This window comes from Amphritea sp. HPY, assembly GCF_050870985.1.
Lineage (GTDB): Bacteria > Pseudomonadota > Gammaproteobacteria > Pseudomonadales > Balneatricaceae > Amphritea.
Genome location: NZ_CP194015.1, coordinates 715393 through 735362 on the forward strand (window position 1 = coordinate 715393; position 19970 = coordinate 735362).

Annotated in this window: 4 protein-coding genes; 1 reads left to right on the forward strand and 3 read right to left on the reverse strand. The window is 53.4% G+C overall.

What is annotated here, in order from left to right; translation table 11 throughout:
• Positions 1 to 85: 85 nt before the first annotated feature.
• Positions 86 to 520, forward strand: coding sequence for a copper-binding protein (locus ACQUQM_RS02900; RefSeq protein WP_432472980.1), 435 nt, complete (start codon positions 86 to 88; stop codon positions 518 to 520).
• A 102-nt stretch (positions 521 to 622) separates the two neighbouring features.
• Here the strand turns inward: ACQUQM_RS02900 and ACQUQM_RS02905 are convergent, their stop codons facing one another.
• The 3 genes from ACQUQM_RS02905 to ACQUQM_RS02915 form a co-directional block, all read right to left on the reverse strand.
• Positions 623 to 1927: an HlyD family type I secretion periplasmic adaptor subunit gene (locus tag ACQUQM_RS02905; protein ID WP_432472981.1), complete on the reverse strand. Its 1305-nt coding sequence runs from the start codon at positions 1925 to 1927 to the stop codon at positions 623 to 625.
• Complete coding sequence (locus ACQUQM_RS02910; protein ID WP_432472982.1) at positions 1914 to 3659, reverse strand: type I secretion system permease/ATPase; 1746 nt, start codon at positions 3657 to 3659, stop codon at positions 1914 to 1916. The genes ACQUQM_RS02905 and ACQUQM_RS02910 overlap by 14 nt, the downstream gene beginning before the upstream one ends.
• 78 nt (positions 3660 to 3737) lie before the next feature.
• Positions 3738 to 19487, reverse strand: a complete 15750-nt coding sequence (locus ACQUQM_RS02915; RefSeq protein ID WP_432472983.1) for a VCBS domain-containing protein — start codon at positions 19485 to 19487, stop codon at positions 3738 to 3740.
• Between the last annotated feature and the right edge of the window lie 483 nt (positions 19488 to 19970).

Sequence of the window (19970 nt, forward strand, 5' to 3'; positions counted from 1 at the left end):
CAATTAGTCCTGAAGTACTATTTTTAAAATTTCATGGCGCTCTAGGATTAATAGTGTCATCTATAAACATGTCTGGGGTTAGGTTATGAATCTGGTTAAATCTTTGTCTGTAGCGGTTATGGCTGCGTCTATTTCTTTAAGCGGCAGCGTGCTGGCGAAGGGTGATCTGACCCGTAAACCGGTTGCGTTGCCTGATCTGGTGATGGGTAGTGAACAGAGTGATTACAGCTTGTCTGAAAAGCGCTATGAACTGGAAACCGGTACCGCTTATAAATTGGAAATTACTTCGAGCGGCTTAAAAGAATATGCCTTGCAGGCACCGGAGTTCTTTACCTCTATCTATCTGCGCAAGGTGGAAGCCGGCGGCATGGAGATCAAGGCGATGACCCTGACTGAACTTGAATTCGAAGATGAAGGCAGCGCCGAGATCTACTTTGTGCCGATCAAGCCGGGTAGCTTTGAATTCTATGCCGATGGTTTGCAAAACAAGGGCATGGTCGGTGAGTTTGTAGTGAAGTAGCTGCTTTCCGGAATTGCTGAACAGTACTTGAGCTGGCGCTGAAATGTCAGCTCAAGTGTAAGTTTGGTAGAATTAAAAGATTTCCTTCTTCTCCTGTTTGCCTCACTCTCTGAAGGCCCGGTTAAGGCTCTCCGTCAGAGGTTCCAGCAGATAGTCCATCGGCGTGCGTGAGCCGGTCACAATCATTACTTCTGCCTGCATGCCCTGATACAGTGATTCGCCATTAAGCGCCGCTTCGATATTGCCAGTCAGTGCCACTTCGGCTTTGTAGTAGGCTTCCCCGGTACGCTCGTCGGTAAAACGATCGGCAGACACATTGATCACCTTGCCATCAACCGGCGAGTGGGTACGACTCGAGAACGCAGTATAGCGGACGTGTGCGGGCAGGCCCGGCCGGACAATGTCGATGTCATTGGGTGAGACTCTGGCTTCTATAATCAACTGCTCATCGGAAGGAACAATTCCCAATACCTGTTCGCCCGGTCCGATGACGCCGCCCTCGGTAAAAATCTGCAGCCCGACAATGGTGCCGGCAAGTGGCGCCCGTATCTCTATTCGCTCAACCACATCCGTAGCAGCGCGGAGCTTTTCATCGAGGTCAAATACCTCATTTTCGACCTCTCGTAACTCTTCAATGACCTCATTCAGGAATTGGGTGTCGAGGGTACTGATACGCAGTTCTGTCTCGCCGATATTTTGTTCAGTCCGGGCGATGGCCGCGAGATTCTTGCTCTTCTCGCCTTTGATGCGGGCGTACTCTTTTTTTAACTGCAACATGCGTGTTTTACCGGCGGACATACCATTTGTTTCCAGGTGCTGGTAAGCATCGACCTCTTGCTGGGTCAGAGTAAGTTGTCTGTTCTGTGATTGGACCGCCTGGCGCAGGCCTTTGATTTCTGCCTGATACTGGGAGATACGCTGTTGCAGAATGCCGCGCTTTTTGTCCAGTGCGGTGCGCCTGGAAGCGATAATATTGCCCTGTCCGCGCACAATGACGGCAACATTTTCGTCGTTCGATTGCTGCAGAGTCCCGGGGAAGGTAATCTCCTGCAAGCCATCACGTTCGGCCATCAACCTGGCCTGCAAGGCCAGGGCGGCATGATAGCGGCCGCGAATCAGGTTCAGGTTTGCCTGTGGCTGGGTTTCATCCAGCCGGACAAGTACCTGGCCCGATGCGACGATATCGCCATCTTTAACCAGTATTTCACTGACGATGCCGCCTTCAAGGTGCTGGATCACTTTCTGCTTGCCCACAGTGCCGACCTCGCCAACGGCGATAGCGGCGCTTTCAAGTGGAGACAGGATTGACCAGCCCAGGAATGTGCCGAAGAAGGCTAAAATGACAACCATGCCGAAAATGACGGTACTGCGTATTTCGGGACGCTCAGGGAGATTATTTGATAGCATCAGGCGTCTCCATCTTATAAGTCATTGTTGGCGGGGACATTTTCCTGGCCGGCGAGACGTTCCTCGAAGCCGCCGCTTTATTGAACACTTCCTCTTTAGGTCCGAAAGCCCGCAGGCTGCCATCCTGCAGTACCGCGACTTTGGTTACCCACTCAAACACCGTTGGTCGGTGTGAGATGATAATGGTGGTGACTTCATGTTTCCTGAGAGTGTCCAGCACTTTAGCTAGTGCTTCATCACCGGCCTGATCCAGGTTGGCATTGGGTTCATCCAGTACCACCAGACGTGGATTGCCATAGAGCGCGCGGGCCAGACCGATGCGTTGCCGCTGGCCACCGGAAAGCGCCATGCCCTGAGCTCCGATCTGGGTGTCATACCCCTGCGGCAGACGCATAATCAGCTCGTGCACGTCAGCCAGCCGGGCGGCCTCAATTACCAGATCAGTATCACCTTCAGTCATGCGGGCGATGTTCTGCCGTACGCTGCCGGCGAACAACTCCACATCCTGTGGCAGATAGCCGATATATTGGCCCCTATCAGCTGACTCCCATTGCTCGGTATCCATGCCGTCGAGTCTTGCATGGCCTGACAGAGGGTGCAGGTTACCCAGTATCAACCGTACCAGAGTGGTCTTGCCGGAGCCGGAGGGGCCGATCAGGGCCAGGGTTTCGCCGGCAGTGAGATCAAATTGAATACCTTTCAGGATCGCCTCCCCGGTGCCCGGAAAAGCGAAGTTCAGTGCTTCAACACTGATATCGCCTTTAGGTTCCGGCAGGGACATTTTTTCAATCTCAGCCAGCTGATTGTGAAAATGTGATTTGAGTCGGTTATAGGCGGCCCGCGCCGCCAGTGCCGAGCGCCAGGTGACAATTGCCTGATCAACCGGGGACAGGGCGCGGCCGACCAGAATCGAGGCGGCGATGATGGCGCCGGCGGAGATCTCACCGCCAATGGCTAGAAAGGCGCCGGTGCCCAGAATAGCGACCTGCAGGCTGAGGCGGATAAACTTGGATATTGAAACCAGCACAGTGCTGCGCCGACCGGCCACCGCTTGCTGCTCAAGGCTGGCGTTATTGGCGCGGTTCCAGCAATCAACCAGGTGGGGCGCCATGCCCATTGCAACTACGGCATCGGCATTACGCACCGTGGATTCAGCGTGCTGCAGGGCTACCATGGCGGTTTCACCGGCGGCCTGTTGCCGCTTGCGGGTACCGATATCATTGGCAATGGCGATAATCAGTAACACTAACGCGCCGCCCAAAGCGATCCAGCCGAGTAGGGGGTGCAGCAGGAAAATGGCCGCCAGGTAGATCGTTGCCCAAGGTGCGTCGACCAGCGGATAGACGGTGGGACTGGTGAGAAAACCGCGCACCGTATCCAGATCCCGCAGGCTTTGCACATTGGCGGGTTGTTCCATCCTGAGAGTTCGCTTGATACTGACATTGAGGGTTTCGCCGGACAGCGCCTGACTCATCCAGTGGCTGATCTTAGCCATCAGGCCACTGCGCACCGCCTCCAGAAAACCGATAGTAGCGAGGGCCGCTACTACGATAATTGTCAGCAGCACCAGGGTATCGACACTGCGGCTGGTCAGGATGCGGTCATAAACCTGCAGCATATAGAGAGGGCTGGCCAGCATCAGCAAATTGATAAAAAAGCTGATGCCCAGCACTGAAACCAGCCCGAAACGGATACTCTTGAACACCCGGGTAAAGACAGATTCATTCGCCATAAACGCTGTAACTCCCTGTCAGGTAAAGCCTGGAAGCAGGGAGAGGTAACGGGTAGGGCCGTTACCTCCCCGGCTCATTCATGAAAAGATATCCAGATTATTTCCGGCAAAGAGGGCATCAATGATCTGCTCATCACTGAGGCTACTTCCGTCCGTCAGATCGACGTTGGATAACACAATTGACTGATCGCCATAACCGTCACCATTGGCATCGATCCCAATTACTTCAAGGACAGTTGCTGAACCGTTAAAGGAGAAATCCAGTACCGGATCGAGGCTGGCGCCGGTTTCACTGAGGCCGGACAGGCCGCTTAGTAAGCCGGTAAGGTTTATTGTATCGCCATCTGCGATGTTGAAATCGTTGATGGTGTCGGTGTCAACATAGCCCAAGGGCAAGAGAGAAACGGGCAGGGAGAATACGAAGGTGTCTTTACCGTCACCACCAGACAGTTGATCATCTCCTCCACCGCCAGCCAGAGTATCGTTACCGAAGCTTCCGTCAATCGTGTCATTATCTATACCACCATCGATGCTGTCGTTACCATTACCACCGCTCAGTGTGTCTTCGCCAGCACCGCCGGTGATACTATCGTCACCGATAGTGCCGTCATAAACATCGTTGCCTAAGGTTCCGGTAAAGGTCGTACCGAAGATGCCACTGCCATCCGGCGGAAACGCGGGGGAGAAGTTATCGGTTGTGAAGCTGTTTACATCAACGTTTTCAAATACCACCGCCGTCACGTAACTGTCGCCACCGCCGTTGGTATCGATTTGCAGCAGGGCATGATCGCCATCCTGGATAAGTTTCATATATCCGGAGGCAAAGGGGCTTGATGCGCCATCCCAGCCTGTGAGGCGGCTATTGAGGGTATAATTCAGGTTGATAATGTCACCGCCATCGCCCGCTTCAAAGTCAGTGATGGTGGCAAAAGCATACTGGTTAAAGTATGAGTTGAAGAGATCCACCTCATCCTGTCCGGCTCCCAAGGTCAGTGTCGGGGTACCCTGGTAGGTGGAGTTTCCGGCAACATGAAGGCTTACATAATCATCACCGCTGCCCAGATCGACCATGTCGTCACCATAGTAGCCTACTTCATAAACACGATCGTTACCCGCACCTGCGTCGATGGTCTCCGTGTAGCCGGAGTCAGTATCGGCATAGATGTTATCAGCACCACTGCCTCCCGTAAGCACATCATCGCCCTTATTACCCCGGAGAGTACTGCCACCTTCACCACCGGTCAGGGTGTCGTTACCGTCTCCGCCATAGAGATAATCGTAATCGGTATCGTTGCCTCCAGTCAGGATATCATCACCCGCTTCCCCGTATAGGTAATCGTTACCTTGGCCTCCATCAATCGTATCACTGGAAAAACCACCATAAATCCAGTCATTGCCCTCCAGTGCGTCGATGGTATCGGCACCAATGGTTCCATACAGAGTCTCACCAGCCGCCGTTCCCTCGATCGTCTCACCGGTCTGCACACTGCCATTTAGCGGCCACGCGGGCGAGAAATTATCGGATGTGAAGCTGCTTACTTCAACGTTTTCAAATACCACCGCCGTCATGTAACTGTCGCCACTGCCGTTGGTATCGATTTGAAGCAGGGTATCCGTACCGGATTGTATCAGTTGGAGGAAGCCGGCCGTCGCATTAAAGGGGTTAACGCTGCCATCCCAGCCTGTGAGGCGGTTATTGAGGATATAATCAAGATTAATGATGTCGCCGCCAGCGCCTGTTTCAAAGTCGGTGATGGTGGTAAAAGCATACTGGCTGAAGTTTGAGTAAAGGAAATCTACCTCATCCTGACCGGTTCCCAACGTGAGTGTAGGGGTTCCCTGATAGGTGGAATTACCCTGAACCCGAATCCTGACATAGTCATCGCCGCTGCCCAGGTCGACCGAATCACTACCATAGTAGCCCACGTCATAAACACGATCATTACCCGCACCTGCGTCGATGGTCTCCGTGTAGCCGGAATCGGTGTCGGCATAGATGTTATCAGCACCACTGCCACCCGTGAGTACATCATTGCCCTTATCACCCTGGAGAGTACTGCCACCTTCACCGCCGGTCAGGGTGTCGTTACCGTCTCCCCCATAGAGATAATCGTAATCGGTATCGTTGCCTCCAGTCAGGATGTCATCACCTGCTTCTCCGTATAGGTAATCGATACCTTGGCCACCATCAATCGTATCACTGGCAGAACCACCATAAACCCAATCATTGCCCTCCAGTGCGTCGATCGTATCGGCACCAATGGTTCCATACAGAGTCTCGCCAGCCGCCGTTCCCTCGATTGTCTCACCGCTAGGCACACTGCCATCCGGTGGATACGCGGGCGAGAAGTTATCGGCAGTGAAGTTGCTTACATCAACGTTCTCAAATACCACCGCCGTCACGTAATTGTCGCCATCGCCATTGGTATCGATTTGAAGCAGGGTATCCGTACCGGCTTGCATTAATTTGAAAAATCCTGCCGTCGCATTAAACGGATTAACGCTGCCATCCCAGCCTGTGAGGCGGTAATTGAGGATATAATTAAGATCTATAAAGTCGCCGTCAGCGCCTGCTTCAAAGTCGGTGATGGTAACAAAGGCATACTGGTTAAAGGATGAAGCGTAGAGATCCACCTCATCCTGCCCGGCACCTAAGGTCAGTGTCGGAGTACCCATATAAATAGAATTGCCTCCTACATAGAGCCGGACATAGTCATCCCCGCTGCCCAGGTTGACCATGTCGCTACCTGTGTAGCCAATGTCGTATACAAAATCGTTACCTGCCCCTGCGTCGATGGTCTCCGTGTAGCCGTAGTCAGTACTGGCATAGATGTTGTCGGTGCCGCTGCCTCCCGTATACACATCATCGCCATCATCACCTTGAAGGTAGCTGCCACCTTCGCCGCCAGTCAGTGTGTCGTTGCCGTCACCGCCATACAGTGAATCATAATCGGTATCGAGCCCTCCGGTCAGGACATCATCACCTGCTTCGCCATACAGGAAATCACTACCTTCGCCACCCTCGAGAAGATCTGCGCCGGTTGCCCCCCTTAACGTATCATTCCCGGCAAGTCCCTGGATAAAATCACCGTTGATCGTGCCTGTGAGATTATCATTGCCGATGGTACCTGTAATCACTGAGCCGTCGAGAACCGTCAGGGTGAATACATAGTTGCTTTGCTGGCCGTCGTCTTCTGTTGCGGTGACATTGATGTTGTAGAGGCCTGAATCAGTCGCGCCGGGCGTTCCGCTCAATTCATAGGTAGTTTCATTCAACGATAACCAACCGGGCAGCGGCGAACCGTCATCCAGTGCCGCCGTATACGAAACAGAGCCACCTTCATCATGGTCTGTAAACAGATCGGTTGGGAGCGTAACGGTGAAGCTATCACCGACGAACCCACTTTGAGCTTCCACGCTATTGGTCAGAACCGGAATATCGCCAGCACCTGTCACGGTGATAGTCACCTCGGTCTGAGTGCTGTCAACTTCATCCGAGAGTTCCAGAGTATAGGTCAGTTCCAGCGTTTCTCCCTGGTCGAGATAGTCAAACTGATTACCTGCCGCGGCAAAGGACCAGTTTATCGAACCATCGATACCATCGCTGGGCGCCCCGGTCGTATTCGCAGACATAAAGCCCAGTAGTGTTGCATTATCCAGGGAGCCTGCATTGCCCGATGACACAGCGACAGAATCCACAGAAACGCTGTGGTTCGTATCGGTAACATCAAGGTCAGCAAACGCAATGGCGGCAGCGGTTGTAAGAGTAGCGGCATTGAGGGCTGGGTCGTCAGAATCGGATTCAGTCACACTCCCGGTAAAGTTCTCGCTTGGATTGCTGATCTTCACAACCGGGGTATCGTTGGTTCCGGTAACCGTCACCGTAATCGTCTTGGCTTCACTGGTGGCGTTGTCCGCCCCGGAGTCATCGGTGGCGGTGTAGCTGAAACTGACATCCCGGGTCTGACCCTGGGTCAGGTCCTGAAAGTCTGTGCCGGGATCGAAAGTAAAGCTGCCATCATTGTTGTTGGCCAACGAGCCTTCGGCTGGAGTCGAAGTAACGGCAAAGCTGTGTGTATCAGTGGTATCGGCATCCGTTGCATAGAAGCTATCTGTTACGCTTGCCCCGTCTTCAGTCGCGGCGATGCTGACGTCACCTGCAACAGGTGCATCGTTGACGTTATTGACGGTGACGGTGACCGTCTCTTCGATATCATGGCTGCCATCGCTGACTAGGTAGCTGAATGTATCGGTACCGAAGAAGTCGGCGTCGGGGGTGTAGCTGTAACTGCCATCGCTGTTGATCAGCAGTGCGCCATTTTGTGGCACAGTGGTGCCTGCGCTGAAGCTCAGGGCGGTGCCATTGGCATCGGTAGCTGCCAGGGTATCATTGAGCACAGTGTCTTCATCCACGGTGGCGGCAGTGGTTTGCGGCTGCGGCGGAACGTCGACAGACACCGAACGTGTGATCAGGTTGCTGTCAGCCAAGCCGTCATTGACGCTGAACTGTATAACCCGTAAGGCGCCCGATTCACTATTCGTTGTGGCGAAGGCGACCGATTGCAATGCCGCCTGGTAGTTGGCCAGCGAAGATTCACCCGTCAGGGTCAGGGTACCGCTTGCCGCATCGAATGTGCCGGTAATACCCGAGCCGTCTGGTGCAACAAACACCAGTTCATCACCAGCAGCAAAGCCGTCACCGATCTGTATCAATGCGCTGTGCAGGGTGGCGTTATCAATGTCTGCTAACAAGAGGCTGCTATCCACTATTACGGCTGGATTGCTGCCACCTTCTGCGTGGAATATACGTGCGGATATGCCGTCCTGGGAGGTATCGCCGGTGGCAGGGTCAGAACCATACCAGGTCACCACAAAGCCACCATCGGCCAGTCCGGTGACTGAGGGTCTGAACTGATCATTCTGCGTATGGGTATTAACCAAAAACTCATTGCCCACCGGATCTCCTGCGGCATCAAAGCGCTGGCCAGCAATACCCCGATAGGAAGTATCGCCGGTGGTGGGATCATTGCTCACCCAAGTCACCACGAAGCCGCCATCGGTCAATCCGGTGACCGAGGGATTGTACTGATTATCCTGCGTATGAGTATTGACCAGAAATTCTTCACCAACGGCATCCCCGGCCGCATTAAAACGCTGCCCGGCAATGCCAGCACCGGAGGTATCGCCGGTGGCGGGATCTTGGCTCTGCCAGGTCACTACGAAGCCGCCATCGGCCAACCCGGTAACCGAGGGAGGGTACTGATTACCCAGAGTATGGGTATTCGCCAGAAACTCGTCACCCACCGCATCGCCGGCCGCATTAAAGCGTTGTCCGGCGATGCCATAACCTGAGGTGTCGCCGGTGGCGGGGTCTTCGCTGAACCAGGTCACCACAAAGCCGCCATTATTCAACCCGGTAACTGAAGAACCGTACTGTCCATTCTGCGTATGGGTATTCACCAGAAACTCGTTACCCATCGGATCACCGGCGGCATTAAAGCGCTGTCCGGCGATGCTAGTACCTGAAGTATCGCCGGTGGCGGGATCATGGCTCCGCCAGGTCACTACGAAGCCGCCATCGGCCAACCCGGTAACCGAGGGGGTGTACTGATTACCCAGAGTATGGGTATTCACCAGAAACTCATCCCCCACAACATCACCTGTGGCATTGAAACGCTGGCCGGCGATGCCCCAACCTGAGGTGTCCCCGGTGGCGGGGTCTTCACTGTACCAGGTCACCACAAAACCGCCATCGGCCAATCCGGTGACTGTGGGTGTAACCTGAGAGTTCTGCGTATGGGTATTAACTAAAAATTCTTCACCCAGCGCATCACCGGCGGCATTAAAGCGCTGTCCGGCAATGCCCCAAGAGGAGGTATCGCCGGTGGCGGGATCAGTGCTGTGCCAAGTCACCACAAAGCCGCCATCGCTTAATCCAGTGACTGAGGATGCCTCCTGATCATTCAGCGTATGGGTATTCACCAGAAACTCATCCCCCGGCATATATTCCACGGGGCCATCGCTCACGATAAAAGTCGGATCAGTTGTCAGTGTTGAAGTGATCGTCGGCGCATCGTTGACGTTATTGACAGTGACGGTGACCGTCTCTTCTATCGAATGACTACCATCACTGACAACGTAGCTGAAGGTGTCGGTGCCGAAGAAGTCGGCGTCGGGGGTGTAGCTGTAACTGCCATCGGTGTTAATCACCAAAGCGCCATTTTGTGGTGCAGTAGTGCCTGCACTGAAGCTCAGGGCGGTGCCATTGGCATCGGTGGCCGCCAGGGTATCGTTGAGCACCGCGTCTTCATCCACTGAGGCTGCCGTGGTTTGTGGCTGCGGCGGTACATCCACAGATACCGAACGGGTTATCAGGTTGCTGTCAGCCAAACCATCATTAACGCTGAACTGAATCTCACGAGCCACGCCTGATTCGCTATTGGTGGTGGCAAAGGCGACCGATTGCAGAGCTGCCTGATAGTTGGCCAGAGAGGATTCGCCGGACAGGGTCAGAGTACCGCTCGCCGCATCGAAGGTGCCGGTAATACCCGAACCGTCGAGAGCAACAAACACCAGTTCATCGCCTACAGCAAAACCGTCACCGATCTGCACCAATGCGCTTTGCAGGGTAGTGTTATCAATGTCCGACAAAGAGAGGCTGTTATCCACCACCTTGGCCGGGCTATTGCCACCTTCTGCATGAAATATACGCGCGGCGATGCCCCAGTCGGAGATATCGCCGGTGGTGGGGTCGGCGCTCTGCCAGGTCACCACAAAGCCACCATTGGCCAACCCAGTGACCGAGGGAGCCAACTGAGAACTCTGGGTATAGGTATTCACCAAAAACTCGTCGCCCACTGTATCACCCGCTGCATTGAAACGCTGTCCGGCGATGCCATAACCGGAAGTATCACCGGTGGCAGGGTCATTTCCATACCAAGTCACAACAAAGCCGCCATCGGCCAATCCGGTGACTGCGGGACCGAATTGATGATTCAGCGTATGGGTATTCACTAAAAACTCGTCCCCCACCGCATCACCCGTGGAATTATACTGCTGTCCGGCGATGTCATAACTGGAGATATCGCCGGTGGCGGGGTCACCGCTCAGCCAGGTCACCACATAGCCGCCATCGGTCAATCCGGTGACTGAGGGAGACTCCTGAGAATTCTGCGTATGGGTATTTACTAAAAATTCTTCACCCACCGGATTACCTGTTGCATCAAAACGCTGACCGGCAATGCCAACACCGGAGGTATCGCCGGTGGCGGGGTCATTACTGTACCAGGTGACGACAAAGCCGCTATCGGCCAAGCCAGTGACGGCGGGAACAACCTGGTAATTTAGCGTATGGGTATTTACCAGAAACTCATCACCCACCGCATTACCCGCCTCATCGAAACGCTGTCCGGCAATGCCAACACTGGAGGTATCGCCGGTGGTGGGGTCGTCGCTCTGCCAGGTCACCACAAAGCCGCCATCGGTCAACCCGGTAACTGAAGGGTTACCTTGATCACTTTGCTTATGGGTATTCACTAAAAATTCTTCACCCACCGGATTACCTGTTGCATCAAAACGCTGACCGGCAATGCTAACACCTGAGGTATCGCCGGTGGCGGGGTCGGCGCTCTTCCAGATCACCACAAAGCCGCCATTGGCCAGCGCGGCGACGGAGGGTGATGTCTGATCATTCTGCGTATGGGTGTTTACCAGAAACTCGTCACCCACCGCATTACCCGCCTCATCGAAACGCTGCCCAGCAATGCTGTACTGGGATAGATCGCCGGTGGTAGGATCGTTACTGTACCAGGTCACCACAAAGCCGCCATCGGCCAAGCCGGTCACAGAGGGGCCCGCCTGAGCACTTTGCGTATGGGTATTGACCAGAAACTCATCACCCGGCGTGTATTCAATCGGTCCAGTATTCACGATAAAGGTCGGATCAGTGGTCTGCGTTGAGGTGATAGTCGGTGCATCGTTGGTTCCGGTAACCGTCATAGTAACCGTTTTGGTTTCACTGGTGGCGTTGTCTGCCCCGGAGTCATCGGTGGCGGTGTAGCTGAAGCTGACAGCCCGGGTCTGACCCTGAGCCAGGTCCTGAAAGTCTGTGCCGGGACCGAAAGTAAAGGTGCCGTCATTGTTGTTTACTACCGAGCCCTCGCTGGGGGCCGAGGTGATGGTAAAGCTGTGAGAATCTGTGGTATCGGCATCCGTTGCATAGAAACTATCGGTTACGCTCGCCCCATCTTCAGTCGCGGCGATGCTGATATCACCTGCCACAGGCGCATCGTTAGATCCAGTTAGCGTAATAGTGACATCCTGTTCGGCGGTCGCACCTTCATCATCGGTCACAGTGATAGTGAATATAGCGGAGACCACTTCACCTTTACCCAGGAATGCCATATCGGCCTGGCTGATGGCGTAATCCCAGTTAATGGTACCGTTGTTGCTATTGGCCGGATCGGCGCTGATGCTGAAGGCGGCTTCGATGGCGGCAGTTTGTGTAGCGGTTAAAGCCAGCGCGGTGGTGCCGTCCTGTGCCAGCGAGGTGATGGTTTTGGTGGCTTCGTCGGCGGTGGGGCGGTCGGTCAGATCAAGGTCGGTGAAGGTCAGAGAGCCATTGGCTTCAGTACTGGTAATTGATGTTGAATCATCAAAATCACCCGCAATGACGAACAGTGCGTCGCTACTATAACTGCCTACGACTACCGGTGATGCGTCAAAATTTCCAGCGCCGTCATTAACCCAGATGTAGTCTCCGGTTGTGGTGCTGCTATTGGTGTTGATAAAGGCGTCAATATCACCGTCATGGTCAAAATCTGCTAACGCCAGGCCGAAACTGTTATCAGTATTACTTCCCAGGTACTGATGAAAACTGAAATTGCCAGTATCATCCCCATCGTTCAGCCATACTTCATCACGTGCTGTATTATTAGAGATAACAGCATCCAGGTAACCATCGCCATTCAAGTCGGCCAATTCAATAAGGGAGAAGCTTCCCGAACCAGCCATCCCTAATACCTGACCAGAATCAGAAAAGTGGCCATCACCATCGTTCAGATAAACATGATTGGTATCCCACCAACCGCCGACCACGGCATCGAGATCGCCATCGCCATCGACATCGCCAAGATCAACATCAAAACTATGATCTGAACCGAAACTGAGACTTGAACCGCTACTATCAACGGCGGTGAAGTTACCAGCACCATCACCCAGGAGAACGTCATTAGCCCTGTTCGAGTTGACCCTGTTTTCGTGATAAGCATTTACGACGACAAGATCTAAATTGCCATCACCATTAACATCACCGGCCTCGACAGAGCGACTGTATGTTGTTCCCAAAGTTTGGACACTCTTGCTGAATGTACCATCTTCATTTTGCAACCAGAGTTCGTCTGATCCACTCCAGTTAGCATTGTAGATATCCAGGTCACCATCACCATCATAATCACCCATTGCTACATCAAAGGTATTGGCGTTGCTGCCTATGGACAGACCCTCTACAAAAGTACCATCGCCATTATTGAAGAGTATTTTTGTATTCTTACTGTTAACACCTGCAGCTATGTCCAGATCACCGTCGCCATCAATATCACCCGTATCCATGCCGCGTACTAAGGAGAGAGTCAGGCTTTGAGTGGTACTTATCAGTGATCCTGAACCGTCGTTTAAAAGCGAATCCGTAGCGGCACTGGAGTTCCAGCCGCCGACAAATATGTCATCGCTTGTTGATGTGGCGACACCAATTTCACCAGTGACATTCACTGCCTGGATTTCTGGCGCATCGTTGGAACCGGTCACGGTGAGAGTCAGGGTGCTGCTGTCGCTGCCGCCGTTGTTGTCGCTCATGCCGTAATCGATAACGACGGTGGCTGTTTCACCTTCGGCCAGGTAGTCGAAGTCCGTGCCTGGGCTCCACTGTACCTGATTGTTGACGATCGTTGCGCTGCCTTGGCCCGCGGGTACAGAGACGCTATCAACAGTATGGGTATCGTTGAGATCAACGTCGGTATCGTTGGCCAGTACATCAATGCTGTAGGCGGCGTTTTCGTAAACTGAGCCGGTATCGACATTGGCGACAGGGCTGTCGTTGGAGCCGGTCACGGTGAGCGTTAGGGTGCTGCTATCGCTGCCACCGTTGTTGTCACTCATGCCGTAATCGATAACGACTGTGGCTGTTTCACCTTCGGCCAGATAGTCGAAGTCTGTGCCTGGGATCCACTGCAGCTGATTGTTGATGATCGTTGCACTGCCTTGGTTGGCAGCTACGGAAACGCTATCGATGGTATGGGTATCGCTGAGATCCTCATCGGTATCGTTGGCCAGCACATCGACGGTGATGCTGACGTTCTCGCCCGTTATGCCGGTATCTGTAACTGCGATAGGGACGTCATTAGTCCCGGTGAGGGTGATTGTGACATCCTGGGTAGCCGTGGCACTTTCATCATCGGTGACGGTGATGGTAAATATGGCGGTAACCACTTCGCCCTCGCCGAGGAAGTCCATCTCGGTTTCGCTGATGACATAATTCCAGTTAATTGTGCCATTGTTGCTGTTGCTGGGATCGGCACTGATACTGAAGGCCGCTTCAATGGCAGCGATCTGGGCTGCGGTTAGCACCAGAGGCGTGGTGCCATCCTGTGCCAGCGCGGTGATGGTTTTTGTATCTTCGGTCGCAGTGGGACGATCAGTCAGATCTACGTCAGTGAAGGTCAGGAAACCGCTGGTCCCTGGATTTTCCGGGGCTGCACTGATGGATGAGAATTGCAGATTATCCATCACCATCTGCCAGCCAAAACTGTGGGTAAACTCAACCGTATCGATGGTGTTAAATGAACCGGTTAAGCCTTCGGCAGTATTCAGATCAATGGTCAGCGGATCGTTTTTATCAACCTGGACGGTCAATGAACTCTGTTCAATTCCCTCAAGGTATCCTGTAATGGTGACGGTATCGTAATCAGGATCCGTTCCGGTTGTTGGATCGCCATCTGCGAATGCACTTGCCAGTACTAAGCTGTCGAAGTTAAACGTACTGTCTCTGGAAATAACTGCTTTTACGCCAGTCCAGGGGCTTGTTGATGTATCCCAGCCACCAATAGTGAATGCAATATTATTACTGTTGGTTTCGAGTGCGACCTGCTTGTAACCCCGACTTTCTAATCCTAATACTGTCCCTTCATCTGTTTCGCCAAAAATAAAGCCTTCCCATGTGAAACCATTGTAATCAGTGATTTCACCAGTTTGCCCGCCTGGTGAGTCGAGGTCTTCAAAATTGATCACTAAAGTCCCGCCCGTTGCAGGGGTATCAGTCGGCTCAGTGACTGTTCCGCTGACATCTATGGCTTGTACGTCTGGTGCGTCATTGGTGCCGGTAATGGTCATGACCACGGTTTCAGTGGCGCTGCCACCGTTACCATCATCGACCGTGATGTCGTAACTCTGGGTTAGGGTCTGGCCGGCGGCCAGGTCATCAAGGTCGGCATCGGCGATGTTGAAGGTCCAGGTGATCTGGCCCTGAGTGTCATTGGTGGCTGCGTCATTGACCACTGCAGTCATCAAGCCGCGGTAATCGGCAGTCTCATTGCCCGCCACACTGACAGTGTGGCTGTCAGTCAGGTCCACATCCGTAAATTCAAACGTGCCGCTGTCGCTGTGTGCGCTGGTGCTTTCCTCAAGGACAATGTCGTCGATGAGGATAGTGGTGCGACTGCCCTCGGCGTAGCTCATCGGGTCGTCGGGTGTGGGATCGGATGGTTGCTGGGAGGATACTTCCACCCGGGAAACATTATCAAAACCCGTGAAGGCAATGGGATAGGCCTGGCTGCCATCAATGGTTTGCTTATGCTCCGCGACAACATTGCCATCGGCATCATATCCGGTGACCCAGAGCAGGGTTGCATACTCACCACCCACGGCAAATTCGGCACTCTGAAAATTGAAGCTACCGCCGGATTCAGACTGGATAACCAACCCCATCCCTTCGGCGGCATACAGCAACGTGTTATCACCTTGGTCCTGTGTGAGTGCGTTTATATGCGTGTTGGTGGTGTTTTCATCGCTCTCCCAGAACCTGATGACAGGCTGGTGAGCATCATCGTAAAGATGTGAGAACGTGAAGCCTTCGTAAACCGAAGGGACATTGCCCACGTAGCTGCTGTCCGAAGACAGTGATTCAAAACCAATGTGCTGTGCCCCCGCGCTTGCAGTGGCCTCAGTGACGTTACCGCTGAGGTCGGCGGACTCGATCACAGGTAGGTCATTGGTGCCGGTAATGGTCATGACCACGGTTTCAGTGGCGCTGCCACCGTTACCATCATCGACCGTGATGTCGTAACTCTGGGTTAGGGTCTGGCCGGCGGCCAGGTCATCAAGGTCGGCATCGGCGATGTTGAAGGTCCAGGTGATCTGGCCCTGAGTGTCATCGGTGGCTGCGTCATTGACCACTGCAGTCATCAGACCGCGGTAATCGGCAGTCTCATTGCCCGCCACACTGACAGTGTGGCTGTCAGTCAGGTCCACATCCGTAAATTCAAACGTGCCGCTGTCGCTGTGTGCGCTGGTGCTTTCCTCAAGGACAATGTCGTCGATGAGGATAGTGGTGCGACTGCCCTCGGCGTAGCTCATCGGGTCGTCGGGTGTGGGATCGGATGGTTGCTGGGAGGATACTTCCACCCGGGAAACATTATCAAAACCCGTGAAGGCAATGGGATAGGCCTGGCTGCCATCAATGGTTTGCTTATGCTCCGCGACAACATTGCCATCGGCATCATATCCGGTGACCCAGAGCAGGGTTGCATACTCACCACCCACGGCAAATTCGGCACTCTGAAAATTGAAGCTACCGCCGGATTCAGACTGGATAACCAACCCCATCCCTTCGGCGGCATACAGCAACGTGTTATCACCTTGGTCCTGTGTGAGTGCGTTTATATGCGTGTTGGTGGTGTTTTCATCGCTCTCCCAGAACCTGATGACAGGCTGGTGAGCATCATCGTAAAGATGTGAGAACGTGAAGCCTTCGTAAACCGAAGGGACATTGCCCACGTAGCTGCTGTCCGAAGACAGTGATTCAAAACCAATGTGCTGTGCCCCCGCGCTTGCAGTGGCCTCAGTGACGTTACCGCTGAGGTCGGCGGACTCGATCACAGGTAGGTCATTGGTGCCGGTAATGGTCATGACCACGGTTTCAGTGGCGCTGCCACCGTTACCATCATCGACCGTGATGTCGTAACTCTGGGTTAGGGTCTGGCCGGCGGCCAGGTCATCAAGGTCGGCATCGGCGATGTTGAAGGTCCAGGTGATCTGGCCCTGAGTGTCATCGGTGGCTGCGTCATTGACCACTGCAGTCATCAGACCGCGGTAATCGGCAGTCTCATTGCCCGCCACACTGACAGTGTGGCTGTCAGTCAGGTCCACATCCGTAAATTCAAACGTGCCGCTGTCGCTGTGTGCGCTGGTGCTTTCCTCAAGGACAATGTCGTCGATGAGGATAGTGGTGCGACTGCCCTCGGCGTAGCTCATCGGGTCGTCGGGTGTGGGATCGGATGGTTGCTGGGAGGATACTTCCACCCGGGAAACATTATCAAAACCCGTGAAGGCAATGGGATAGGCCTGGCTGCCATCAATGGTTTGCTTATGCTCCGCGACAACATTGCCATCGGCATCATATCCGGTGACCCAGAGCAGGGTTGCATACTCACCACCCACGGCAAATTCGGCACTCTGAAAATTGAAGCTACCGCCGGATTCAGACTGGATAACCAACCCCATCCCTTCGGCGGCATACAGCAACGTGTTATCACCTTGGTCCTGTGTGAGTGCGTTTATATGCGTGTTGGTGGTGTTTTCATCGCTCTCCCAGAACCTGATGACAGGCTGGTGAGCATCATCGTAAAGATGTGAGAACGTGAAGCCTTCGTAAACCGAAGGGACATTGCCCACGTAGCTGCTGTCCGAAGACAGTGATTCAAAACCAATGTGCTGTGCCCCCGCGCTTGCAGTGGCCTCAGTGACGTTACCGCTGAGGTCGGCGGACTCGATCACAGGTAGGTCATTGGTGCCGGTAATGGTCATGACCACGGTTTCAGTGGCGCTGCCACCGTTACCATCATCGACCGTGATGTCGTAACTCTGGGTTAGGGTCTGGCCGGCGGCCAGGTCATCAAGGTCGGCATCGGCGATGTTGAAGGTCCAGGTGATCTGGCCCTGAGTGTCATCGGTGGCTGCGTCATTGACCACTGCAGTCATCAGACCGCGGTAATCGGCAGTCTCATTGCCCGCCACACTGACAGTGTGGCTGTCAGTCAGGTCCACATCCGTAAATTCAAACGTGCCGCTGTCGCTGTGTGCGCTGGTGCTTTCCTCAAGGACAATGTCGTCGATGAGGATAGTGGTGCGACTGCCCTCGGCGTAGCTCATCGGGTCGTCGGGTGTGGGATCGGATGGTTGCTGGGAGGATACTTCCACCCGGGAAACATTATCAAAACCCGTGAAGGCAATGGGATAGGCCTGGCTGCCATCAATGGTTTGCTTATGCTCCGCGACAACATTGCCATCGGCATTATATCCGGTGACCCAGAGCAGGGTTGCATAATCGCCACCCACGGCAAATTCAGCACTCTGCAGGTTAAAGCTGCCGCCGGATTCGGATTCGATGACCAGCCCGATGCCTTCGGCGGAATATATCAGCGTACTGTCGCCCTGTGTCGGATCGGTCAGGTGGTTCATTTGGGTAAAGCTGCTATTCTCGTCGGTTTCCCAGAATTTGATGTTGGCTAAGAATGTCTGCGAGGGCTCATACAAATATGAGAACGTGAAGCCTTCGTAAACCGATGGGACATTACCTGCGTAGCTAGTATCTGAAGACAGTGATTCAAAACCAATGTGCTGCGCCCCTGCGCTTGCAGCGGCCTCAGTGATGTCACCGCTGAGGTCGGCGGAATCAATGACAGGCCCATCATTAGTTCCGACAACAGTGAGGGTCAGGTCGCTTGTACTGGTTGCAGTATTGACCGTATTCGAGTCGTATAATAGATCCGTTATTTCATAAGTTATAGTGACGGTAGCGGTCTCCCCCAGCGCCAGGTAATCGAAGTCAGTGCCAGGATTCCATTCAATCAGGTATTCAGAACCTGGAGCGAGTTGGTTCTGATTGTAGAAGATGGTGGTTGTGCCAGTACCGGTCATGTTTTCAGGATCGGACGCTACAACGGCTGTAATACCAGACAGCATCAGCGCATCGTCTTCAAAATCCCAGTCATTAGCGATGACATCGAAAAACTGCGTGTCATTTTCAGAAATTAGGTCGGTGTCAGCGATGGCAAGGGGGCCATTATTAGTGCCATCGAGCAGGATGGTGATGTCATAATCGCCAAAGGTGAAATTGAGTTGCTCTACATTGGTCAGCTGATCGGTTTCTGTGTATGCCTGCTGATCGACAGTAGTCGAGTGATAGGAAACTGACCAGCTACTGCCGGAGGAAGTGAATGTGTAATCCCTGACATCGCCGGAATAAAAAACGGTATCTAAGTCGCTGCCACCATCGATCAGGTTGTTGCCGCCACCGACATAAAAACTGTCGTTACCTTTACCGCCGATCAGCTCATCATCCCGGTCACCGTCATAAAGAATATCATCGCCGGCTCCGCCATCCAGTATATCGTTGCCGCCTCCACCAATCAGGAGATCATTACCACCTTTGCCGAGGATTGATTCGTCTTCGCCTGTGCCGAATAGCTCATCGTTACTATTGGTGCCTGAAATTGTTTCTAAATTGTTATTGTTATTGCCTGACGGCTTACCACCGCCACCGGGTTTCTTGGCCATGACAATCTACCCCTCGTTTGTGAGCTGTTTGGGTAGACTGCTACCCCCCTTTAAGGACGGTAGAGAATCTTATTCAGATAAATAATCTAATGTGGCGGCTTCCTTGTCTATCGCTTGTATCTTCCCTGTGCCCTGAGATCCGATACCGTCTCAATACAAGCTTACAAACGGCCCCTTAACCCAGTTTTTGAAGATTGTGCTGGCTCCAGCTTGTTCGTTAATACTAGTCACATTTTGAGTATTATCGCCCCCTCAATTGGGGGTAAATCTGCTAAGCAAAAAAATATAGTGTTTTATCAATAAGATGGGATTGTAAAAAAACTACAATTTTTGCTTTAAAGGGTAGGTTACGTGCTACTTTTTCGATTGAAGACGGTATTTTTTGTTTGAATATGCGGCATGCTTGAGCTAAAGCTTAATGGACATCGCGGTCTGTTCAGCGCAGTTTTGGACAGGATTTTCGAGCTATATCGGGTCGACTGA

Coding starts and splice junctions, on each gene's coding strand:
- ACQUQM_RS02900 (WP_432472980.1), top strand. CDS start 86: ATGAATCTGGTTAAATCTTTGTCTGTAGCGGTTATGGCTGCGTCTATT.
- ACQUQM_RS02905 (WP_432472981.1), bottom strand. CDS start 1,927: ATGCTATCAAATAATCTCCCTGAGCGTCCCGAAATACGCAGTACCGTC.
- ACQUQM_RS02910 (WP_432472982.1), bottom strand. CDS start 3,659: ATGGCGAATGAATCTGTCTTTACCCGGGTGTTCAAGAGTATCCGTTTC.
- ACQUQM_RS02915 (WP_432472983.1), bottom strand. CDS start 19,487: ATGGCCAAGAAACCCGGTGGCGGTGGTAAGCCGTCAGGCAATAACAAT.